General features: G+C 42.9%; 14 protein-coding genes and 3 tRNA genes. 13 read left to right on the top strand and 4 right to left on the bottom strand.

Annotation, left to right across the window (positions count from 1 at the left end):
- The first annotated feature begins 113 nt into the window (after window positions 1-113).
- The 10 genes from AB5213_RS15660 (at window position 114) to AB5213_RS15615 (ending at window position 11993) form a co-directional block, all read left to right on the top strand.
- Window positions 114-187, top strand: a tRNA-Met gene (locus AB5213_RS15660).
- Window positions 188-206: 19 nt separating this feature from the next.
- Window positions 207-279, top strand: a tRNA-Phe gene (locus AB5213_RS15655).
- A 34-nt stretch (window positions 280-313) separates the two neighbouring features.
- Window positions 314-386: transfer RNA gene (locus AB5213_RS15650), tRNA-Lys, on the top strand.
- Window positions 387-593: 207 nt separating this feature from the next.
- On the top strand, window positions 594-2306 hold the full coding sequence (locus tag AB5213_RS15645; RefSeq protein ID WP_368276917.1) for an ABC-ATPase domain-containing protein: 1713 nt from the start codon (window positions 594-596) through the stop codon (window positions 2304-2306).
- Window positions 2307-2333: 27 nt separating this feature from the next.
- Window positions 2334-3797: a D-alanyl-D-alanine carboxypeptidase family protein gene (locus AB5213_RS15640; protein WP_195255469.1), complete on the top strand. Its 1464-nt coding sequence runs from the start codon at window positions 2334-2336 to the stop codon at window positions 3795-3797.
- A 464-nt stretch (window positions 3798-4261) separates the two neighbouring features.
- The gene (ileS, locus tag AB5213_RS15635; protein WP_368276916.1) at window positions 4262-7423 is read left to right on the top strand and encodes an isoleucine--tRNA ligase; all 3162 of its coding nucleotides are present in this window, start codon (window positions 4262-4264) and stop codon (window positions 7421-7423) included.
- A 37-nt stretch (window positions 7424-7460) separates the two neighbouring features.
- Complete coding sequence (locus AB5213_RS15630) at window positions 7461-9929, top strand: glycogen/starch/alpha-glucan phosphorylase (RefSeq protein ID WP_173685385.1); 2469 nt, start codon at window positions 7461-7463, stop codon at window positions 9927-9929.
- Window positions 9930-9970: 41 nt separating this feature from the next.
- On the top strand, window positions 9971-10870 hold the full coding sequence (locus AB5213_RS15625) for a SpoIID/LytB domain-containing protein (protein WP_368276915.1): 900 nt from the start codon (window positions 9971-9973) through the stop codon (window positions 10868-10870).
- 43 nt (window positions 10871-10913) lie between these two features.
- A complete protein-coding gene (locus AB5213_RS15620) occupies window positions 10914-11690 on the top strand; it encodes a M23 family metallopeptidase (RefSeq protein WP_008375556.1) in 777 nt (258 codons plus the stop codon).
- A 45-nt stretch (window positions 11691-11735) separates the two neighbouring features.
- Entirely contained in the window at window positions 11736-11993 is a 258-nt protein-coding gene (locus tag AB5213_RS15615) for a GIY-YIG nuclease family protein (protein WP_055155688.1), read from the top strand.
- 115 nt (window positions 11994-12108) lie between these two features.
- Here the strand turns inward: AB5213_RS15615 and AB5213_RS15610 are convergent, their stop codons facing one another.
- The gene (locus AB5213_RS15610; protein ID WP_173685387.1) at window positions 12109-12759 is read right to left on the bottom strand and encodes a hemolysin III family protein; all 651 of its coding nucleotides are present in this window, start codon (window positions 12757-12759) and stop codon (window positions 12109-12111) included.
- Between the two features lie 328 nt (window positions 12760-13087).
- Between AB5213_RS15610 and AB5213_RS15605 the strand changes: the two genes are divergently transcribed.
- Complete coding sequence (locus tag AB5213_RS15605; protein WP_055262176.1) at window positions 13088-14683, top strand: DEAD/DEAH box helicase; 1596 nt, start codon at window positions 13088-13090, stop codon at window positions 14681-14683.
- Window positions 14684-14787: 104 nt separating this feature from the next.
- Here AB5213_RS15605 and AB5213_RS15600 read toward each other — a convergent pair whose 3' ends face one another.
- A complete protein-coding gene (locus AB5213_RS15600; RefSeq protein WP_008375550.1) occupies window positions 14788-15333 on the bottom strand; it encodes an NADH peroxidase in 546 nt (181 codons plus the stop codon).
- A 154-nt stretch (window positions 15334-15487) separates the two neighbouring features.
- The gene (locus tag AB5213_RS15595; protein WP_008375549.1) at window positions 15488-15877 is read right to left on the bottom strand and encodes a transcriptional repressor; all 390 of its coding nucleotides are present in this window, start codon (window positions 15875-15877) and stop codon (window positions 15488-15490) included.
- A gap of 396 nt (window positions 15878-16273) precedes the next feature.
- On the opposite strand from AB5213_RS15595, the gene AB5213_RS15590 reads away from it, so the two are divergent.
- A complete protein-coding gene (locus AB5213_RS15590) occupies window positions 16274-17194 on the top strand; it encodes a C40 family peptidase (protein WP_022220328.1) in 921 nt (306 codons plus the stop codon).
- Between the two features lie 232 nt (window positions 17195-17426).
- Window positions 17427-17636: a DUF1858 domain-containing protein gene (locus tag AB5213_RS15585; RefSeq protein WP_022220329.1), complete on the top strand. Its 210-nt coding sequence runs from the start codon at window positions 17427-17429 to the stop codon at window positions 17634-17636.
- Window positions 17637-17735: 99 nt separating this feature from the next.
- Here AB5213_RS15585 and AB5213_RS15580 read toward each other — a convergent pair whose 3' ends face one another.
- Window positions 17736-18530: an adaptor protein MecA gene (locus AB5213_RS15580; RefSeq protein ID WP_008375545.1), complete on the bottom strand. Its 795-nt coding sequence runs from the start codon at window positions 18528-18530 to the stop codon at window positions 17736-17738.
- Between the last annotated feature and the right edge of the window lie 262 nt (window positions 18531-18792).

The raw sequence follows: 18792 nt of genomic DNA, 5'->3' as shown, positions 1-18792 counted from the left end.
TCCCGAGTGGCCAAAGGGGACAGACTGTAAATCTGCTGCAATTTGCTTCGGTGGTTCGAATCCACCTCCGCCCATTGCATATTTAGAAAAAATGTGCTATAATGAGATATCATCGCGGGATGGAGCAGTCTGGTAGCTCGTCGGGCTCATAACCCGAAGGTCGTAGGTTCAAATCCTGCTCCCGCAACTCACACATTAGTGTGTATGCCCAGATAGCTCAGTCGGTAGAGCAGAGGACTGAAAATCCTCGTGTCACTGGTTCGATTCCGGTTCTGGGCACTGTCTTCGAAAGAAGGCAAGCTGTATAACAGATGGAGCATTAGCTCAGGTGGTAGAGCACTTGACTTTTAATCAAGTTGTCCGGGGTTCGAATCCCCGATGCTTCATGATTTAGAAGATGTAAATCCTGTATAAATTGGGTTTACATCTTTTTTCGTTCTATAGAAAATTTAATATGCACCAAGTAAATTTTTGCTAGTAAAATAGAATGATACCAGGGTCAAAAGGTCAGAAAGCCGATGCAAACTTGCCTGCAAGAGGATTTTTGACCTCTTGACCCCAACATCATAGAATTTGATAAGAGGGAGCAGGATATGAAATCAGCAGCAGAATTAGAAAAAAATTTGATGAGTATCAATCGAAGAAGCTATCCAGCTTACAAAGATTTGAGAGGAAGCTATCAGTTTCAGGGATACCAGCTCAATATTGATCATGTACAAGGAGATCCATTTGCTTCTCCGTCAAAGCTGAGTATTCAGGTGAAGAAAATCCAGGCGAGATTTCCAGAAGAATATTATAAAGAAGAACACAGAAGAATTGCGCTTCAGGATTATCTGACAAGACAATTCGGAAAAGCTGTTTCCAAATTTATTTTCCAGGCAAAGGGTTCCGGAAAAAGTGGATTGATTGGGATAAGCCGCTGTGGACAGGAGGTTCTGGACAGGACTGCATTTGAAATTAAGGATGGAGATCTTCTGGTACGGTTTGAAGTTGGATTTCCGGCAAATGGACGGACGATCAATGCATTTGAACTGAGGAAGATTTTGTTTGAGTATCTTCCGGAAATAGCTGACAGATCTTTATATTATAAGAACCTGAATCAGCAGGAAGTGAAAAAGTGTATAGAACTTGCGGAAGATCAACATTATATAAGAAGAGAACTGACAAAGCGGAGACTTATTGCATTTGTGGCAAATGGTTCTATACTGCCAAGAGAAAGTGGTGTATCACAGAAGCCTATGAAAGGTGCAATTGCTTTTGAAGCACCGGAAAGTATGGAAGTAGAGATGGAACTTCCACACCGGGGTAAAATAAAAGGAATGGGAATTCCGGAAGGAATTACTTTGATCGTGGGTGGAGGATATCATGGGAAATCAACACTTCTGAAGGCACTCGAACAGGGAATTTACAATCACGTCGCCGGAGATGGTAGAGAATACGTGATTACTTTGGATACTGCGATGAAGATCCGGGCCGAGGACGGAAGATGTGTATCCCATATCAATATTTCACCGTTTATCAATGATCTGCCGAATAAGAAAGATACAGTAAATTTTTCTACAGAGGATGCCAGTGGTTCGACTTCGCAGGCTGCAAATGTGGTAGAAGCGGTACAGTCAGGTGCAAAATGTCTTTTGATCGATGAAGACACCTGTGCGACGAACTTTATGGTCAGAGATGAGCTGATGCAGGCTGTCGTATCCGGCGAACAGGAACCGATTACACCATTTACTCTTCAGGCAGGTAACCTGTATCAAAAGCAGGGAATTTCTATTATTCTGGTGGCCGGAAGTTCTGGATCTTATTTTTACATTGCTGATCATGTGCTGCAGATGGATAATTACCGAACGTACGATATCACAGAAAAAGTGAAAACGGTGATTGGTGAAAAAAGTGAGACCGGAGAGAAAAAGGTTCCGGTTGATGTAGCTGTCTTATTTGATAAAGATCATCACAGAAGCTTAAAGGCCGGAAAAATAGAAAAGAAGAGAGATCAGGTGAAGATAAAACAGTTTGGTAAAGATTCATTTTCTATTGGAAGAGAAAATGTGGATCTGAAATATGTAGAACAAATCCTGGATGCAGAACAGACAACGGCATTAGCGTACTGCCTAGAGAATCTGCTGGAAGAAATGGAACGGAAGGAACAGGATGTTGATCTTTGCGTGGAAAAGCTCTGGAGTCAGATTAAGAAGCAAGGTCTGGCATCCCTTTGCAAAGGAAGTTATCTTTCTGTATCAATGGCACAGATCCGTAAACAGGATATTTACGCATGCCTGAACAGATATCGGGGATTTATCGGATAAGATTAAAGAATTTGGAGGAGAAGATCCGTGAGGAGATGGAAGAAAATTTTAAGTGCATCGCTGGTGGCAGTGATGGTTGGAAGTCTTGGAATGACCGCATTTGCAGAAGATACGTCAGCAAATGAACCAATTGATACAACGGTCAGCAATTATAATCTGACAGAGGAAGAAACTTCCGGAAAAAATCAAGAAGAAATTAAAGCCCTGCAGCAGCAGAAAATCGATGAAGTAACACAGCAGGCATATGATATGAAGATTGCCAGCAATGAGCTGGAGAACTGGCCGGAAGGACCGGCTACTTACGGAGAGGCTGGAATTGTCATGGAGGCAAAAAGCGGTGCGATCCTTTATGCGAAAAACATTGACGGAAAGGCTTATCCTGCCAGTATTACAAAGATTTTAACGGCACTTGTCGCATTGGAAAACGGCAATCTTGATGACAAGATCACGATTACACAGAATAGTGTGGATTGTGTAGCAGAGGGGGATGCTTATATCGGAATGATCGCGGGGGAGGAAATTTCTTTAAATGATGCGCTTCACGCACTTCTGATGGCATCTGCAAATGAAGTTGCTTATGCGATTGCTGAAAATGTGGGTGGTTTAGGATATGATGGCTTTATTGCAAAGATGAATGAACGCGCAAAAGAGCTGGGAGCAGTAAATTCTGATTTTGAAAATCCGAATGGGCTGAATGCGCAGAACCATTATACGACGGCACGTGATATGGCACTTATTACGCAGGAACTGCTTGAAAATCATGAAGAATTCAAGACGATTGCCCAGACACAGCAGTATACGATCGGTGCAACCAATCTGGTAAATCAGGCGAGAACCTTTCAACAGAGTGATCTGATGTTTTACGAGGGAAACGACTATTATTATCCAAAGACAATAGCCGGAAAAACCGGTTATACGGATGAAGCACTCAACACGTTGGTATCTTGTGCAGCAGATGATAATCTGGAGCTGATCAGTGTTGTCTTGAAGACACATGGGAAAAATGTATACCCAGACTCCGTCAATTTACTGGAGTATGGATTTAATAATTTCGCAAAATATACGATTGCGGATTATGAAGACTCCGCAGATTTTAAAGAAATTGATCCGAATGCATATGTTGTACTTCCGGAAAATGTAAATTTCCAAAGCCTGGATTACGAAATTACGCAGGATGACACGAACAGCAGCACCGGAACAGTAACTTATACTTATCAGGGCAACCCGGTCGGAAAAGCAGCTGTGACATTAAGTGATGAATATCTGCAGAAGGATAACACAGAAAATGAAGCACAGGTGTCCGGCGATAAGTCAGACAGTGAAACACAAAAGCAGGCTCAGAGTACAATACCACGAGAGGTAATCCTTGTAATCTGTGTGATTGCAGCAGTACTCATTCTTATTATTGTATGGAGGGCTGTTCTGAAACACTTGAGAAAGAAGAAAGTGGAAACAAACAGAAAGCGCAGAAGAGAAGTTGACAAAGATTAACGTCTGGTCAGTCAAATATAAGGAAAGAATCACGAAATCCCGCAGAACCCCTTGACGAAGCAAGGGGTTCTTTATTATAATAACCTAGAAATGGTGAAAAAAGATCAAAAGACATTGACGAAGACAGTAAGGTTTATTTGAAAGGTAAAGCGAACCGGAGATGGTGGAAGACCGGTGCAAGTAGGGTAGATCTGAACATCACTTCCGAGTTGCAGTAACTGAAAGCAATCTGGCGAGTAAGTTCTGACGGTTATTTCCCCCGTTACAGGAAACTCATATGCTGGTATGCAGTAACAGGTGGTTAACGATGTACAGACTTTCGTCCTTTTACGGGTGAAAGTCTTTTTTAATTTTGCAGGAAATTCCAAAAACTTCCTGCAAAATTAAGGGCACTACGTGCCGGGGCACATTTTTCTATATACCAAAAATGCATACAAAGTCATTGATTCAGAAAGGAGCTTATCATGGCTAAGTACAAAAAAGTGGATACAGACCTGAAGTTTGTAGACAGAGAAAAAGAAGTTGAAAAATTCTGGAATGAAGAAGATATTTTCAAGAAAAGTATGGAGAACCGTAAAGAAGGAGAAACTTATACTTTCTACGATGGACCTCCGACAGCAAATGGAAAACCGCATATCGGACACGTTCTTACCCGTGTAATCAAAGATATGATCCCGAGATACCGTACAATGAAGGGCTACATGGTTCCGCGTAAGGCAGGATGGGATACTCACGGACTGCCGGTAGAGCTGGAAGTAGAAAAGCTGCTCGGCCTTGACGGAAAAGATCAGATTGAAAAATATGGTGTAGAACCATTTATCAATAAATGTAAAGAAAGTGTCTGGAAATACAAAGGAATGTGGGAAGATTTCTCTTCTACAGTAGGTTTCTGGGCAGATATGGAAAATCCATATGTTACTTATGATAATAACTTTATCGAGTCTGAATGGTGGGCTCTGAAGAAAATCTGGGATAAGGGACTCCTTTACAAAGGATTTAAGATCGTTCCGTATTGTCCACGTTGTGGAACACCACTTTCAGCACAGGAAGTTGCACAGGGATATAAGGACGTCAAAGAACGTTCTGCTATCGTTCGATTCAAAGTGAAAGACGAAGATGCATACATCCTTGCATGGACAACCACACCTTGGACTCTTCCGTCTAATATCGCACTCTGCGTAAACCCGGAAGAAGATTACGCAAAAGTAAAATGTGCAGACGGATATACTTATTATATGGCATGCGCTCTGCTTGACACCATTCTTGGGAAATTTGCAGAAGAAGACAAACCGGCATACGAAGTTCTGGAAACTTACAAAGGAAAAGATCTGGAATACAAAGAATATGAACCGCTTTACCAGTGTGCATATGACTGCGCAGAAAAACAGAAAAAGAAAGCATTCTTTGTTACCTGTGATGATTATGTAACTCTGACAGATGGTACTGGTGTTGTTCATCTGGCACCGGCATTTGGTGAAGACGATGCAAAAGTAGGACGCAAATATGACCTTCCATTCGTGCAGCTTGTTGACGAAAAAGGTGATATGGGTGAGACAACTCCATTTGCAGGACTCTTTGTAAAGAAGGCTGATCCGGAAGTACTTAAAGATCTGGATGCTCGTGGACTTCTCTTCGATGCTCCGAAGTTTGAACACAGTTATCCGCACTGCTGGAGATGTGATACTCCACTGATCTACTATGCAAGAGAATCATGGTTCATCAAGATGACAGAAGTTAAAGATGACCTGATCGCAAATAACAATACTATCAACTGGATTCCGGAAAGCATTGGTAAAGGACGTTTTGGTGACTGGCTTGAAAATGTTCAGGACTGGGGTATCAGCCGTAACCGTTACTGGGGAACTCCACTGAATATCTGGGAATGCGAATGCGGATGCCAGCACTCAATCGGAAGCATTGAAGAACTGAAATCCATGTCAGACAACTGCCCGGATGATATCGAGCTTCACCGTCCATATATTGACGATGTAACAATCAAGTGTCCGAAGTGTGGAAAACAGATGCACCGTGTACCGGAAGTTATCGACTGCTGGTTCGACAGCGGATCCATGCCGTTTGCACAGCATCACTATCCATTTGAAAATAAAGAAGTATTTGAACAGCAGTTCCCGGCTCAGTTCATTTCTGAAGCCGTTGACCAGACAAGAGGATGGTTCTATTCTCTGTTGGCAATTTCAACCCTGATTTTCAACAAAGCACCATACCAGAACGTAATCGTTCTCGGACATGTACAGGATGAAAATGGTCAGAAGATGAGTAAATCCAAAGGAAATGCGGTTGATCCGTTTGATGCTCTGGAGACATACGGTGCAGATGCGATCCGCTGGTATTTCTATGTAAACAGTGCACCGTGGCTGCCGAACCGTTTCCATGGAAAAGCGGTTATGGAAGGACAGAGAAAGTTCATGGGAACACTCTGGAACACCTATGCATTCTTCGTATTGTATGCTAATATTGATGATTTTGATGCAACAAAATATGCACTTGAATATGACAAATTATCTGTAATGGATAAATGGCTCTTATCAAAACTGAATACACTGATCAAGACAGTAGATAATCATCTTGCAAATTACCAGATTCCGGAAGCTGCAAGAGCACTTCAGGACTTCGTAGATGATATGAGTAACTGGTATGTAAGACGAAGCCGCGAACGTTTCTGGGCAAAAGGAATGGAACAGGATAAGATCAATGCTTACATGACTCTTTATACAGCACTCGTTACTGTATCAAAGGTTGCAGCACCGATGATCCCGTTCATGACCGAAGAAATTTATCAGAACCTGGTAAGAAGCGTAGATGAAAGCGCTCCGGAAAGTATCCACCTTTGTGATTATCCGGTTGCAAATGAAGCTTATATCGATAAGACTCTGGAAGAGAACATGGATGAAGTTCTGAAGATCGTTGTAATGGGACGTGCATGCCGTAATACAGCCAACATCAAGAACCGTCAGCCGATCGGAAAGATGTTCGTAAAAGGTGCTTCCGATCTGCCGGAGTTCTATCAGGATATCGTGACAGATGAGCTGAATGTAAAAGAAATCGAACTTACAGATGATGTTCGTGCATTTACTTCTTATACATTTAAACCACAATTAAAGACAGTTGGACCAAAATATGGTAAACTGTTAGGTGGAATCAAAAATGAACTCAGCAATCTGGACGGAAATGCTGCTATGGACGAACTGAATGCGACAGGTGTTCTGAAGCTTCAGGTAAATGGACAGGAAATTGAACTTACAAAAGAAGACCTTCTGATCGATATGGCACAGATGGAAGGATATGTATCTGAGAGTGACTATGGTATCACCGTTGTACTGGATACAAACCTGACAGAAGAACTTCTGACAGAAGGATTTGTACGTGAGATCATCAGTAAGATCCAGACTATGCGTAAGGAAGCCGGATTTGAAGTTATGGACAAGATCAAGGTAACTTACGACGGAAGCGAAAAAGCAGAAAAAGTATTTGCAGAGTATGCAGAGCAGATCGGACAGGAGACACTTGCGGTAGCAGTTGAAAAGGCTGAACCTGCAGGCTATGTGAAAGACTGGAAGATCAACGGTGAAGCTGTAAATATGGGTGTAGAAAAGCAGGGAGAATAATCCCTGCCGCTGCGCAAAATGAGAAGGGAATATAAGTATGTACAGTAAAAGATTTGAAAAAGAAACTTTTAAAAATGATGTGAAAGAAAATGTGCGGACACTGTATCGTAAAGAGATTGAAGAAGCAACTCCGCAGCAGATTTTCCAGGCAGTATCTTATGCAGTAAAAGAAGCAATCGTAGATGACTGGCTTGCGACACAGAAAACATACGAAAAAGAAGATCCAAAGACCGTATATTATATGTCAATGGAATTTCTTATGGGACGTGCACTTGGCAACAACCTGATCAACATGACTGCATATAAAGAAGTAAAAGAAGCCCTTGATGAGATGGGCATTGATCTGAATGTGGTAGAAGATCAGGAACCGGATGCAGCACTTGGTAATGGTGGTCTTGGACGTCTTGCAGCTTGCTTCCTGGATTCACTTGCATCTCTTGGATACGCAGCTTACGGCTGTGGAATCCGTTACCGCTACGGTATGTTCAAACAGAAGATCAAAGATGGCTATCAGGTAGAAGTACCGGATAACTGGCTCAAAGATGGCAATCCGTTTGAAATCCGTCGTGACGAGTATGCAAAGGAAGTCCGTTTTGGTGGTACCATTCGTGTACAGTATAATGAACAGACCAAGAAAGAAGATTTCATCCAGGAAAATTATGAATCCGTACTTGCTATTCCATATGATATGCCGATCGTAGGATATGGCAACCACGTAGTCAATACACTGCGTATCTGGGATGCACAGGCAATCACAGACTTTAAACTGGATGCATTTGACAGAGGAGAATACCATAAAGCGATCGAGCAGGAAAACCTTGCAAAAACGATCGTAGAGGTTCTTTATCCAAATGACAACCACTATGCAGGAAAAGAGCTTCGTCTGAAACAGCAGTATTTCTTTGTATCTGCCAGTCTTCAGGTTATGCTTGATAAATATAAAAAGAAACACAAAGATGTGCGCAAACTGTATGAAAAAGTTACGATCCAGATGAACGATACTCACCCGACTGTAGCAGTTGCAGAGTTGATGCGTCTGCTCATTGACCAGGAAGGTCTTGGATGGGATGAAGCATGGGAAGTAACAACAAAGACGGTTGCTTACACCAACCATACTATCATGTCAGAAGCACTTGAAAAATGGCCGATCGACCTGTTTTCAAGACTGCTTCCGCGTGTATACCAGATTGTACAGGAAATTGACCGCCGTTTTGTAGAACAGGTTCGCCGTATGTATCCGGGCAATGAAGATAAAGTCCGTAAGATGGCTATCCTGATGGACGGTCAGGTAAGAATGGCACATATGGCTATTATTGCAGGCTACTCCGTAAATGGTGTTGCAAGACTTCATACAGAGATTCTGAAACATCAGGAATTAAAAGATTTCTACGAAATGATGCCGGAGAAATTCAACAACAAGACCAATGGTATCACACAGAGAAGATTCCTTCTTCATGGAAACCCGCTGCTTGCAGACTGGGTAACAGACCACATCGGAGACGGCTGGATCACAGATCTGTCCCAGATGTCAAAATTAAAACCGCTTGCAGATGATCCGAAGGCAAGAGCAGAATTTATGGATATCAAATACAAGAACAAAGAACGTCTTGCAAAATATATTCTGGAACACAATGGAGTAGAGATCGATCCGAGATCTATTTATGATGTACAGGTTAAGCGTCTTCATGAATATAAGAGACAGCTTCTTAATATTCTGCATGTAATGTATCTGTACAACCAGATCAAAGAACATCCGGAGATGTCCTTCTATCCGAGAACATTTATCTTTGGTGCAAAAGCTTCCGCAGGATATGTCCGTGCAAAAGAGATCATCAAACTGATCAACTCTGTAGCAGATGTGGTAAATAATGACCTGAGCATCAATGGAAAGCTGAAAGTCGTATTTATCGAAGATTACCGCGTATCCAACGCAGAATGGATCTTCGCGGCAGCAGATGTCAGCGAACAGATTTCTACCGCTTCCAAAGAAGCTTCCGGAACAGGTAACATGAAGTTCATGCTGAACGGTGCACCGACACTTGGAACTATGGATGGAGCCAATGTAGAGATCGTAGAAGAAGTTGGAATTGAAAATGCATTTATTTTCGGCCTCAGTTCTGACGAAGTTATCAACTATGAGAATAATGGCGGATATAACCCGCAGGAGATCTACTTCAATGACTGGGATATTAAGAGAGTCGTTGACCAGTTGATGGATGGAACTTATTCACATGGTGACCATGAGATGTTCCGCGACCTGTATAATTCACTTCTGAATACACAGGGTGGAGACAGACCGGACAGATACTTTATCCTGAAAGACTTCCGCTCTTATGCAGAAGCACAGAAGAAAGTGGAAGAAGCTTACAAAGATCCGGATCGTTGGGCTAAGATGGCACTTCTGAATACAGCAAGCTGTGGTAAATTTACTTCAGACAGAACCATTCAGGAATATGTTGATAATATCTGGAAACTGGATTATGTTACAGTTAAACCAGAAGCATAATCAGTCAAAACCTCTCATACAGTGGTATGGGAGGTTTTATTATGCGAAAATACTTCAGACAGGCAGGCTATTTTGCTGCCATTCTTATATTACTTCCGTATGTGGTTACGATTCTGCTGAATGGCAGAAGCAGTTTGGCGCAGGACAATGGGACGAGCCCGTATGTGACCGTAAAAAGTGACGAAAAGAACAGAAAAATTTCGCTGGATGAATATGGGATCGGGATTCTGGCTAAAGAAATTGAGGGAGATGCGGAGGAGGAAGCGTTAAAGGCACAGGCAGTGTTGATCCGGACCAGCATTTACAAAAGCATCCAGGATGAGGGCACCAGCACTGTCCTGACGAAGGAATACTGGACCAGGCAGCAGATGGAGAGCAACTGGGGAGCAGATCATTATGGAGAATATTATGAGAAGATGAAAGCTGCGTGGGATGAGACAAGGGGACAGGTTCTGATGTATGACGGAAGGCTGATTCTGACCCCGTATCACCGGTTAAGCAACGGAAAAACAAGGTCTGGAAATGAAGTGTTTGGTTCGGAAGAGTATCCGTATCTTCAGAGCAGGGAATGTCCCGAAGATGTGGAGGCAAAAGAGGAGATGACAGTGTCCATGATCCAGGGAAGTGACATGGAAGTGACAGGAACAGACAATGCCGGGTATGTGACAGAGGTCCGTTGTGGCAGTGAAACAGTAAATGGTGAAGAATTCCGGAGAACCTATCATCTTGCCTCGTCATGCTTTGCGCTTCAGGATTATGACGGGAAGACAAGGGTTACGGCAAAGGGAATCGGGCACGGTCTTGGGATGAGCCAGTACACGGCAAAGAAGATGGCAGAGGAAGGAAAATCCTGTGAAGAAATTCTGCGATATTTTTTCACTGATGTCAGTCTGGAAGAAGTCACGGATATTGTGATCGAAAAAAACGAAAAGGGAGAATAAGTTAGTCAGTTTCTGGCAAAAATATTGTCAGAGGTGATAGAATATGAATAAAAAGCAGCAGTCCTCTAATAAGAGGAGAAAAAGAGCGTCGATCGGTCTTGCGGTCTGCTTTGCCGCTGCTATTGTGCTTACAGGAGCCTATACATGGAGAAATTACCGGGCAAATGTGAAGGATGAGCAGGCAAAGATCGAGGAAGAACAGCAGGCGAAAGAGGAAGAAATCAAAAGAAATACGGAAGAGACAAGCAGTATTGCAAAGAAAGCGCTGGAAGATGAAGAACCTGTGACAAAAGAGGACAGCCAGGCTGCAAATACGGCAGCAGATGGAAGTACAGAGAACCGGATGGATACATGGGAGACGGACAGCACGCAGACCGCAGGAACGGCAATGAACCTGAATTTCGGGGAGGACAGCCAGCTTCTGTGGCCGGTGGACGGCAATGTGCTGATGAGCTACAGTATGGATAAAACCGTATATTTTTCTACATTGGATCAGTACAGATATAATCCGGCGATGATCATATCCGGTGCGGTGAACGATAACGTGATCGCAGCAGCACCGGGTCTTGTAAAATCCATTGATAACTTTGCGCAGACGGGAATCACGGTGACACTGGATATGGGGAATGGCTACGAGTGCATGTATGGACAGCTCAAGGAAGTGCAGGTGAAAGTCGGTGATTATCTGGAAGCGGGCAATGTGATCGGATATCTGGAGATTCCGACCAAGTATTACAGTCTGGAAGGCTGCAATCTGTATTTCGAGATGTTAAAAGATGGTCAGCCGGTCAATCCGATGGACTATCTGGCTGAAGAATAAGAGCAGAAGAAAGGAAGAGGGGCTTTTTGGTCCCTCTTTGAAGCGATGAATTATACATATATTTTAAAATGCAAGGATGAAACATTATATACCGGGTGGACGAATGATATTGAGAAGCGTCTGGAAGCGCATAATGCCGGGAAAGGCGCAAAATACACCAGATCCAGGAGACCGGTGGAGCTGGTGTATCTGGAGCAGTTTGAGACAAAGGAAGAGGCGATGCGGCGGGAGTATGCGATCAAGCATATGACGCGGAGGGCGAAGCTTGGGCTGGTGATGAGCTATAAAGAAACGGGGCAGTAGGGCATGAAACAGGAGAAGCAGATTTGCTTCTCCTGTTGGCATTTTGCGCGGAATAAAAAATTACTTCCGCAGCTTTAGTGGGGTGAGATTTCTGGATTTTTCGAGGATGCAAGGTTTACAATAAAGAATACATTACAACAAAGTGGCAGGCACTTCCGCCCATCACGAAGAGGTGGAAGATTTCGTGGCTGCCGAAATTCTTATGCTTACTGTTGAAAATCGGAAGCTTCAGTGCATAGATCACACCGCCGATTGTGTAAATGATTCCGCCGGCGAGAAGCCATCCGAATTCTGCACGTGTCAGATTGTTGAGGATCTGACTGAATGCGAGGACACAGATCCATCCCATACTAATGTAGAGGACGGAGGATACCCATTTCGGGCAGAATACCCAGAATCCCTTAATAATAATTCCGGTGATTGCGATACCCCATACAAGTGCGAGCATGATAAGTCCGGTCCGGCGTTCCAGTACCAGCAGGCAGATTGGTGTGTAGCTTCCGGCGATCAGTACAAAGATCATCATATGGTCGATCTTTTTCAGGATCGTGTTGACACGTTCGGAAAGATCAAAGGTATGGTAGGTTGTGCTTGCGGCGTATAAAAAAATCAGGCTGACTGCATAGATTGCAAGTGAGATCAGGTAAATCCGGCTCGGTTCGTGGGCTGCTTTTATTAAAAGTGGAAATGCGGCGAAAATTGCCATCAGCATGCCGATAAAATGTGTGATTGCACTTCCTGGATCTTTAATATGTTTCTTTTTCATCACAAATCCCTCCTTAGAGATGAATAATTAAAACCATTACATGTAGTAATCAATACTATATTAAGTATATGAGTATATTATACCGTTTATGCATAAAATGCAAGTGAAAATTGACTTTTTAAAAATTATTTGTTAGAATATAACGCGAATGTTACGATGCTCTTTACTTGTATTGTCACCAAGTAAGGAGTTTTTTATTGTGCATTGCGACGGATAAGGAAGTTGGCGCAAGCGACCGCCGCAGGCGTGAGAATGCGCCCCGGCAGAGTTTATATGATGGAGTTTAAGGTCATATTTGTAATTGGTATTGTAGTAGAAAGGATAATGGATGGAAACAGTTAGATTTGAAGAAATGGGGCTTTCGGAAGAGATTCAGAAAGCAGTAAGATACATGGGATTTGAGGAGGCTTCACCGATTCAGGCGAAGGCGATTCCGGCGATGATTAGCGGGATCGATCTGATCGGGCAGGCACAGACCGGAACCGGTAAGACCGCAGCATTCGGAATCCCGATTCTGGAAAAGGTAGACCCGAAGCTGAAAAAGCTGCAGGCGATCGTTCTCTGCCCGACCAGAGAGCTTGCAATCCAGGTGGCAGACGAGATCCGCAACCTGTCCAGATATATGCATGGAATCAAGGTTCTGCCGATTTACGGAGGACAGGATATCGTAAAGCAGATCCGTTCCTTAAAGAGTGGAACACAGATCGTCATCGGAACTCCGGGGCGTGTGATGGACCACATGCGCAGAAAGACAATGAAACTGGATTTTGTACACACGGTTGTGCTTGATGAAGCAGATGAAATGCTGAACATGGGATTCCGTGAGGATATCGAATTTGTATTAAGTGGTGTCCCTGAGGAGCGCCAGACTGTGCTTTTTTCGGCAACCATGCCGAAGCCGATCATGGAGATTACGAAGAAATTCCAGAATAACGCAAAAGTGATCAAAGTTACAAAAAAGGAACTGACTGTTCCGAATATTGAGCAGTATTATTATGATGTAAAGCCGAAGAAGAAAGAGGAAGTTCTTTCCAGACTTCTTGATATTTATTCACCAAGGCTTTCGGTTGTATTCTGTAATACGAAGAAGCAGGTAGATCTTCTGGTAAATGCACTTCTCGGACGCGGATATTTTGCGGCAGGACTTCACGGGGATATGAAGCAGGAACAGAGAGACCGCGTGATGCAGGGATTTCGGACCGGTAAGACAGAGATACTGGTAGCGACGGATGTGGCGGCCCGTGGAATTGATGTAGATGAAGTGGAAGCAGTATTTAATTATGATCTCCCGCAGGATGATGAATATTATGTACACCGTATCGGTCGTACCGGACGCGCAGGACGCGAAGGAAGAGCATTTTCTTTCGTATCAGGAAAAGAAGTTTACAAACTTAAAGAGATCCAGAGATACTGCAAGACGAAGATCTATGCACAGAAAGTTCCGTCACTGAATGACGTTGCGAATACTAAGATGGAAAATATTCTGGATGATGTGGAGCGTGTGATCGAGCAGGAAGATCTGGATATGATGATCAATGCAATCGAAGAACGTGTCAATAATTCTGAATTTACAGCGATGGATATGGCAGCAGCATTTTTGAAGATCTGCTGTGGAATGACAGAGGATAATAAAAATACAGAGGAAAATGACTGGGAATTTGGAGATACCGGTGCAGGTGAGGACGGAATGGTACGTCTGTTCATCAATATTGGTAAGAAGCAGAGAGTACGTCCGGGAGATATTCTTGGTGCGATCGCCGGGGAAAGCGGAATGGATGGAAAGCTGATCGGAACGATTGATATGTATGATAAGTATACATTTGTTGAGGTGCCGAGGGAATATGCCCGTGAGGTACTGAACGCGATGAAGAACGTGAAAATTAAAGGGAAGACGGTGGCTGTGGAGCCGGCGAACCAGAAATAAAAGAAGATCCGGGAACTCACTTCCCAGATCTTCTTGATTTCATAGGAAATTCCGAAGAAACTTCCTATGAAACAAAAGGCACTGCGTGCCGGAGATGCTTATTCTTAACCGAAGTAGCGTTTGAGTAATCCTTCGAATGCTTTTCCGTGTCTTGCCTCGTCTCTTGCCATTTCATGAACTGTGTCATGGATTGCATCGAGGTTTGCAGCTTTTGCACGTTTTGCAAGGTCGAATTTACCTGCTGTTGCGCCGTGTTCTGCTTCTACTCTCATTTCAAGGTTCTTCTTTGTGCTGTCTGTTACAACTTCGCCAAGAAGTTCTGCGAATTTAGCAGCGTGTTCTGCTTCTTCGTGAGCAGCTTTTTCCCAGTAAAGTCCGATTTCCGGATAGCCTTCTCTGTGAGCTACTCTTGCCATTGCAAGATACATTCCTACTTCTGAACATTCACCTTCAAAATTTGCTCTGAGGTCGGCAAGGATGTCTTCGCTTACGCCTTTAGCTACTCCAACTACATGCTCTGCAGCCCATTCTCTTTCGCCTTCTTTTACTTCTGTGAACTTGTCAGCACCTACGCCACATACTGGACATTTCTCCGGTGCTGCTTCGCCTTCGTATACATAACCACATACTGTACAAACAAATTTCTTCATAATAATAATCTCCTTTTCTTTTTTGATAGTATATTTGATTTCTTTTAGTTAGCAATATTAGTAACTGTTACTGATATTAAGATAACATATACATTTGTCTTTGTCAACTATAATTGATAAGTTTTTTCAAAATTTCTGAATTTATACCACATAGTCAGGATTTTCTTAAACAATCACCGCAGATACCGTAGAAAAGCATGGTGTGTGATTCAATCTGACCGTCGAAACTTTCGGATGCGAGCTGGTTGATCTTATCCATGTGATCAAAATCCATATCAATCATTCGCTTGCAGCACTTGCAATAGAAATGATAATGCGGATTGGTACGTGCATCAAAACGATCGCCGCCATCGGGTGTTGTAATTTTAATCGCCTCGCCTATGTCGGCAAGCAGATTTAAATTGCGGTAAACGGTTCCGAGACTGATATTCGGGAATTCTTCTTTGATATGCATATATACAGTATCCGCTGTTGGATGTGTTGTAACAGAGGAAAGATAATCCTTAATAGCCTCACGCTGTCTGCTATATTTTAAATTTGCCATTGATGTCACCTCCTGCATAAAGATAATAATAATAATTACTAACATTATATTATAATAGTATTCTTATAATGTCAATAAAAAAGATGTTGGGTTCAAAAGGTATTTTGACCCCTTTGATATCAGATTGCTACGTGCTTTGCATTCTAGCAATTCTCTAAAAAATTGTATATTGAATATAAAGAATAAAAAATGGAAATACTGTTAAGCGAGATGTAACAATTTGTAATAAATATGACGAAAAAACAATGCATATAAAGAACGGTGTAGAACTGTGTAATACGAAATAAATGAGTAAAACTTGACAATGTGAAATTTGATTGATATAATATCACCGTAACAAATGTAACAATTCTGTAACATTTGCAAAAGATAAGAATACATGAAGGAGGGAGATTTATGCATTCAAATCTAAAAAAAGGATTGTTCCTGGTTACTTTTCTGGGGATGACAGTATCTCCGGGAATTTCGGTTATGGCAGCAGATGGGGACACCGCAGAAGCTGCAAAAATGCCGGGCGTTGGGATAGAAGCGGTGTTGAAGGATTTTTATTCTCAGAACAGGGAGATTAAAGCTGAGGATTATCTGGTACCGGAAAATAAGGGCGAGTATTTAGATATGGCATTTGCCAATGTAACGAGTTTTCTGTATGTCAGAAGCGAACCGACAAAGGAAAGTGAATATGTCGGAAAGCTGTATCCGGGATACGCGGCGAAGATCACAGGTCCTGTGGGAGAATGGACGGCAGTCGAGTCGGGAGATGTCACCGGATATGTAAAAACAGAATATATACTGACAGGAGCAGAGGCGCAGACGTATGCGGAGAATCTGGTAACGGAAGCGCAGCAGGAAGGAAAAGAAGAAGCAGAAGCATTTACCTATGCAGTGTCCAGAAAATCCGAAGAAGCGCAGATGACGCAGGAAGTCCAGGGGAATGTACAGCAGACGGAGACTACCGAGGTTTCCGCACAGCCGGCGTCAAATGGACAGGTGATCGTCGATTATGCATGCCAGTTTATTGGAAATCCGTATGTCTGGGGCGGCACAAGTCTGACAGATGGGGCAGACTGTTCCGGATTTGTACAGTCTGTATTTGCACATTTTGGAATCAGTCTTCCACGGACAACGTATGACCAGATCAATGCCGGCGTGGAGGTAAGCTATGATCAGGCGATGCCGGGAGATCTGATCTGTTATGATGGCCACATCGGAATTTATATTGGGAACGGTCAGATCGTCAATGCACAGAACCCGGAACAGGGAATCGGGATTTCACCGGCGACTTATACGACAATTCTTTCAGTAAGAAGAATTGTGTAAAAGCCTGGAAACACAAGTGAAAGCAGGCATTTGAAAAATACGAAAATGCTGAATATCCGTGGGTTATCCACATTGTCCACATAAAAACATACATTTTTTGTGGAAAACGGGGGAAATATTTTACAAAAGCAAAACAACCTTAATATCCGAGCAATACAGTCGGATATTAAGGTTGTTTTTTGGGATAAATGGTATTATAATAAGGGATACGAAAAGTAAAGGAGGAAGAAAGATGGCAGTCGAAGTAACAAAAACAATGACAATTGGCGAATTGCTTCAGGTAGCTCCACAGACAGCACCGGTTCTTATGGAAGTTGGAATGCATTGTCTTGGATGCCCGGCTTCACAGGGTGAGTCTCTTGAAGAAGCAGCAATGGTTCATGGAATTGATGCAGATCTTCTTATCGCAAAGATCAACGCACTCTTAGCAGCTGAAGCATAGACCGTGAATAAATAAAAGATATAATTTAACGGGGACGACAGATCATTAATCTGCCGTCCCCGTCTTTTTTCGCCAAGTTAAAAATTGTGGATTTGTCTGTTATTTAAATGAAGTCAGAGTCTGTATTGCGTTTTTGGCAAGGATCATATCACAGTGTTCTTCCAGAAATGCAAGTGATATACCACCACCCTGTTCCGGTGAACCATACTCGGAGAGCATATTACAGATACGGTTAAAATCAGAAGACGGATGCTCTCCCTGTGCAAGTGTCAGGATGTACATGTTCTCTGCTTCATCCTTGTAAAGTGTGTTCGGACCATCATACATCTCAGCTAAAAAATGACTGGCATGAATCACACTGTCAAGTCTTGAGAAAGAGAAAAGCCGGACCGGTGGAACAGAAGGTTCAGCAGGAGCTGCTTCTTTGGCTTCTGAAGCAGGAGCCTGTTCCTGGACCGGAGTATCGGCAAGTGCTTCCGGGTTCTCCGGGAGCTGGGATACAGCTTCTTTCATCTGGCGGAGAATGTCGAGAAAATCTTCGGCTCCGTCAAGCTTTTTCAGATGTTCCAGCACGGATTTGTGCTTATCAGCAGCTTCGTCCGCAGGAGTAGGTGTGAATCTGGAAAAACGGGTATCCAGTTCATCCGGATCATCAACTTTGGTTATATTCAGAACAATAGAATCACCGGCGGTCGGGATTGCTTCGATCATCAGTGGCAGATTGTCGCTTTCAAATCCAAATTCAGAAGCGGCCTGCTGCATCATCTCGCGGAATAAAGATTTTGCCTTCTCGGAGCCGTAAGCAAGCTCGCTGAGCTTTAACTGTCTCTGGGCGAGATCATCACGGGTAAGTGTGCAGCGGATCTGATTATCATTTATCTTTTCTATCTTCATAAAGTATCACTTCCTATTCAATCAAAAATCTATCTGAACAATTACTAATAGTATAAACAAAAAACGGAACGATGTAAACAAAATAAAAAATAAAAAATGCTTGCTTTTTTATAAACTCTTTCTTATAATGGCGTTACAGGAAAATAAGACAGACCAGTCAATCGCACAAATCTTGAATTTATCATACGCATTTCGCACACAGCGTACAGAATCAAGTACATTCAGGTCATATCAGACGATTTATCAACAGAACCTAACAATT

Source organism: Coprococcus sp. RTP21204st1_G4_RTP21204_210225 (assembly GCF_040915385.1).
In the GTDB taxonomy this organism is placed as follows: domain Bacteria; phylum Bacillota; class Clostridia; order Lachnospirales; family Lachnospiraceae; genus Allocoprococcus; species Allocoprococcus comes.
Note: the sequence above shows the minus strand (reverse complement) of the source record. Positions and strands in the feature narration are given on the sequence as shown.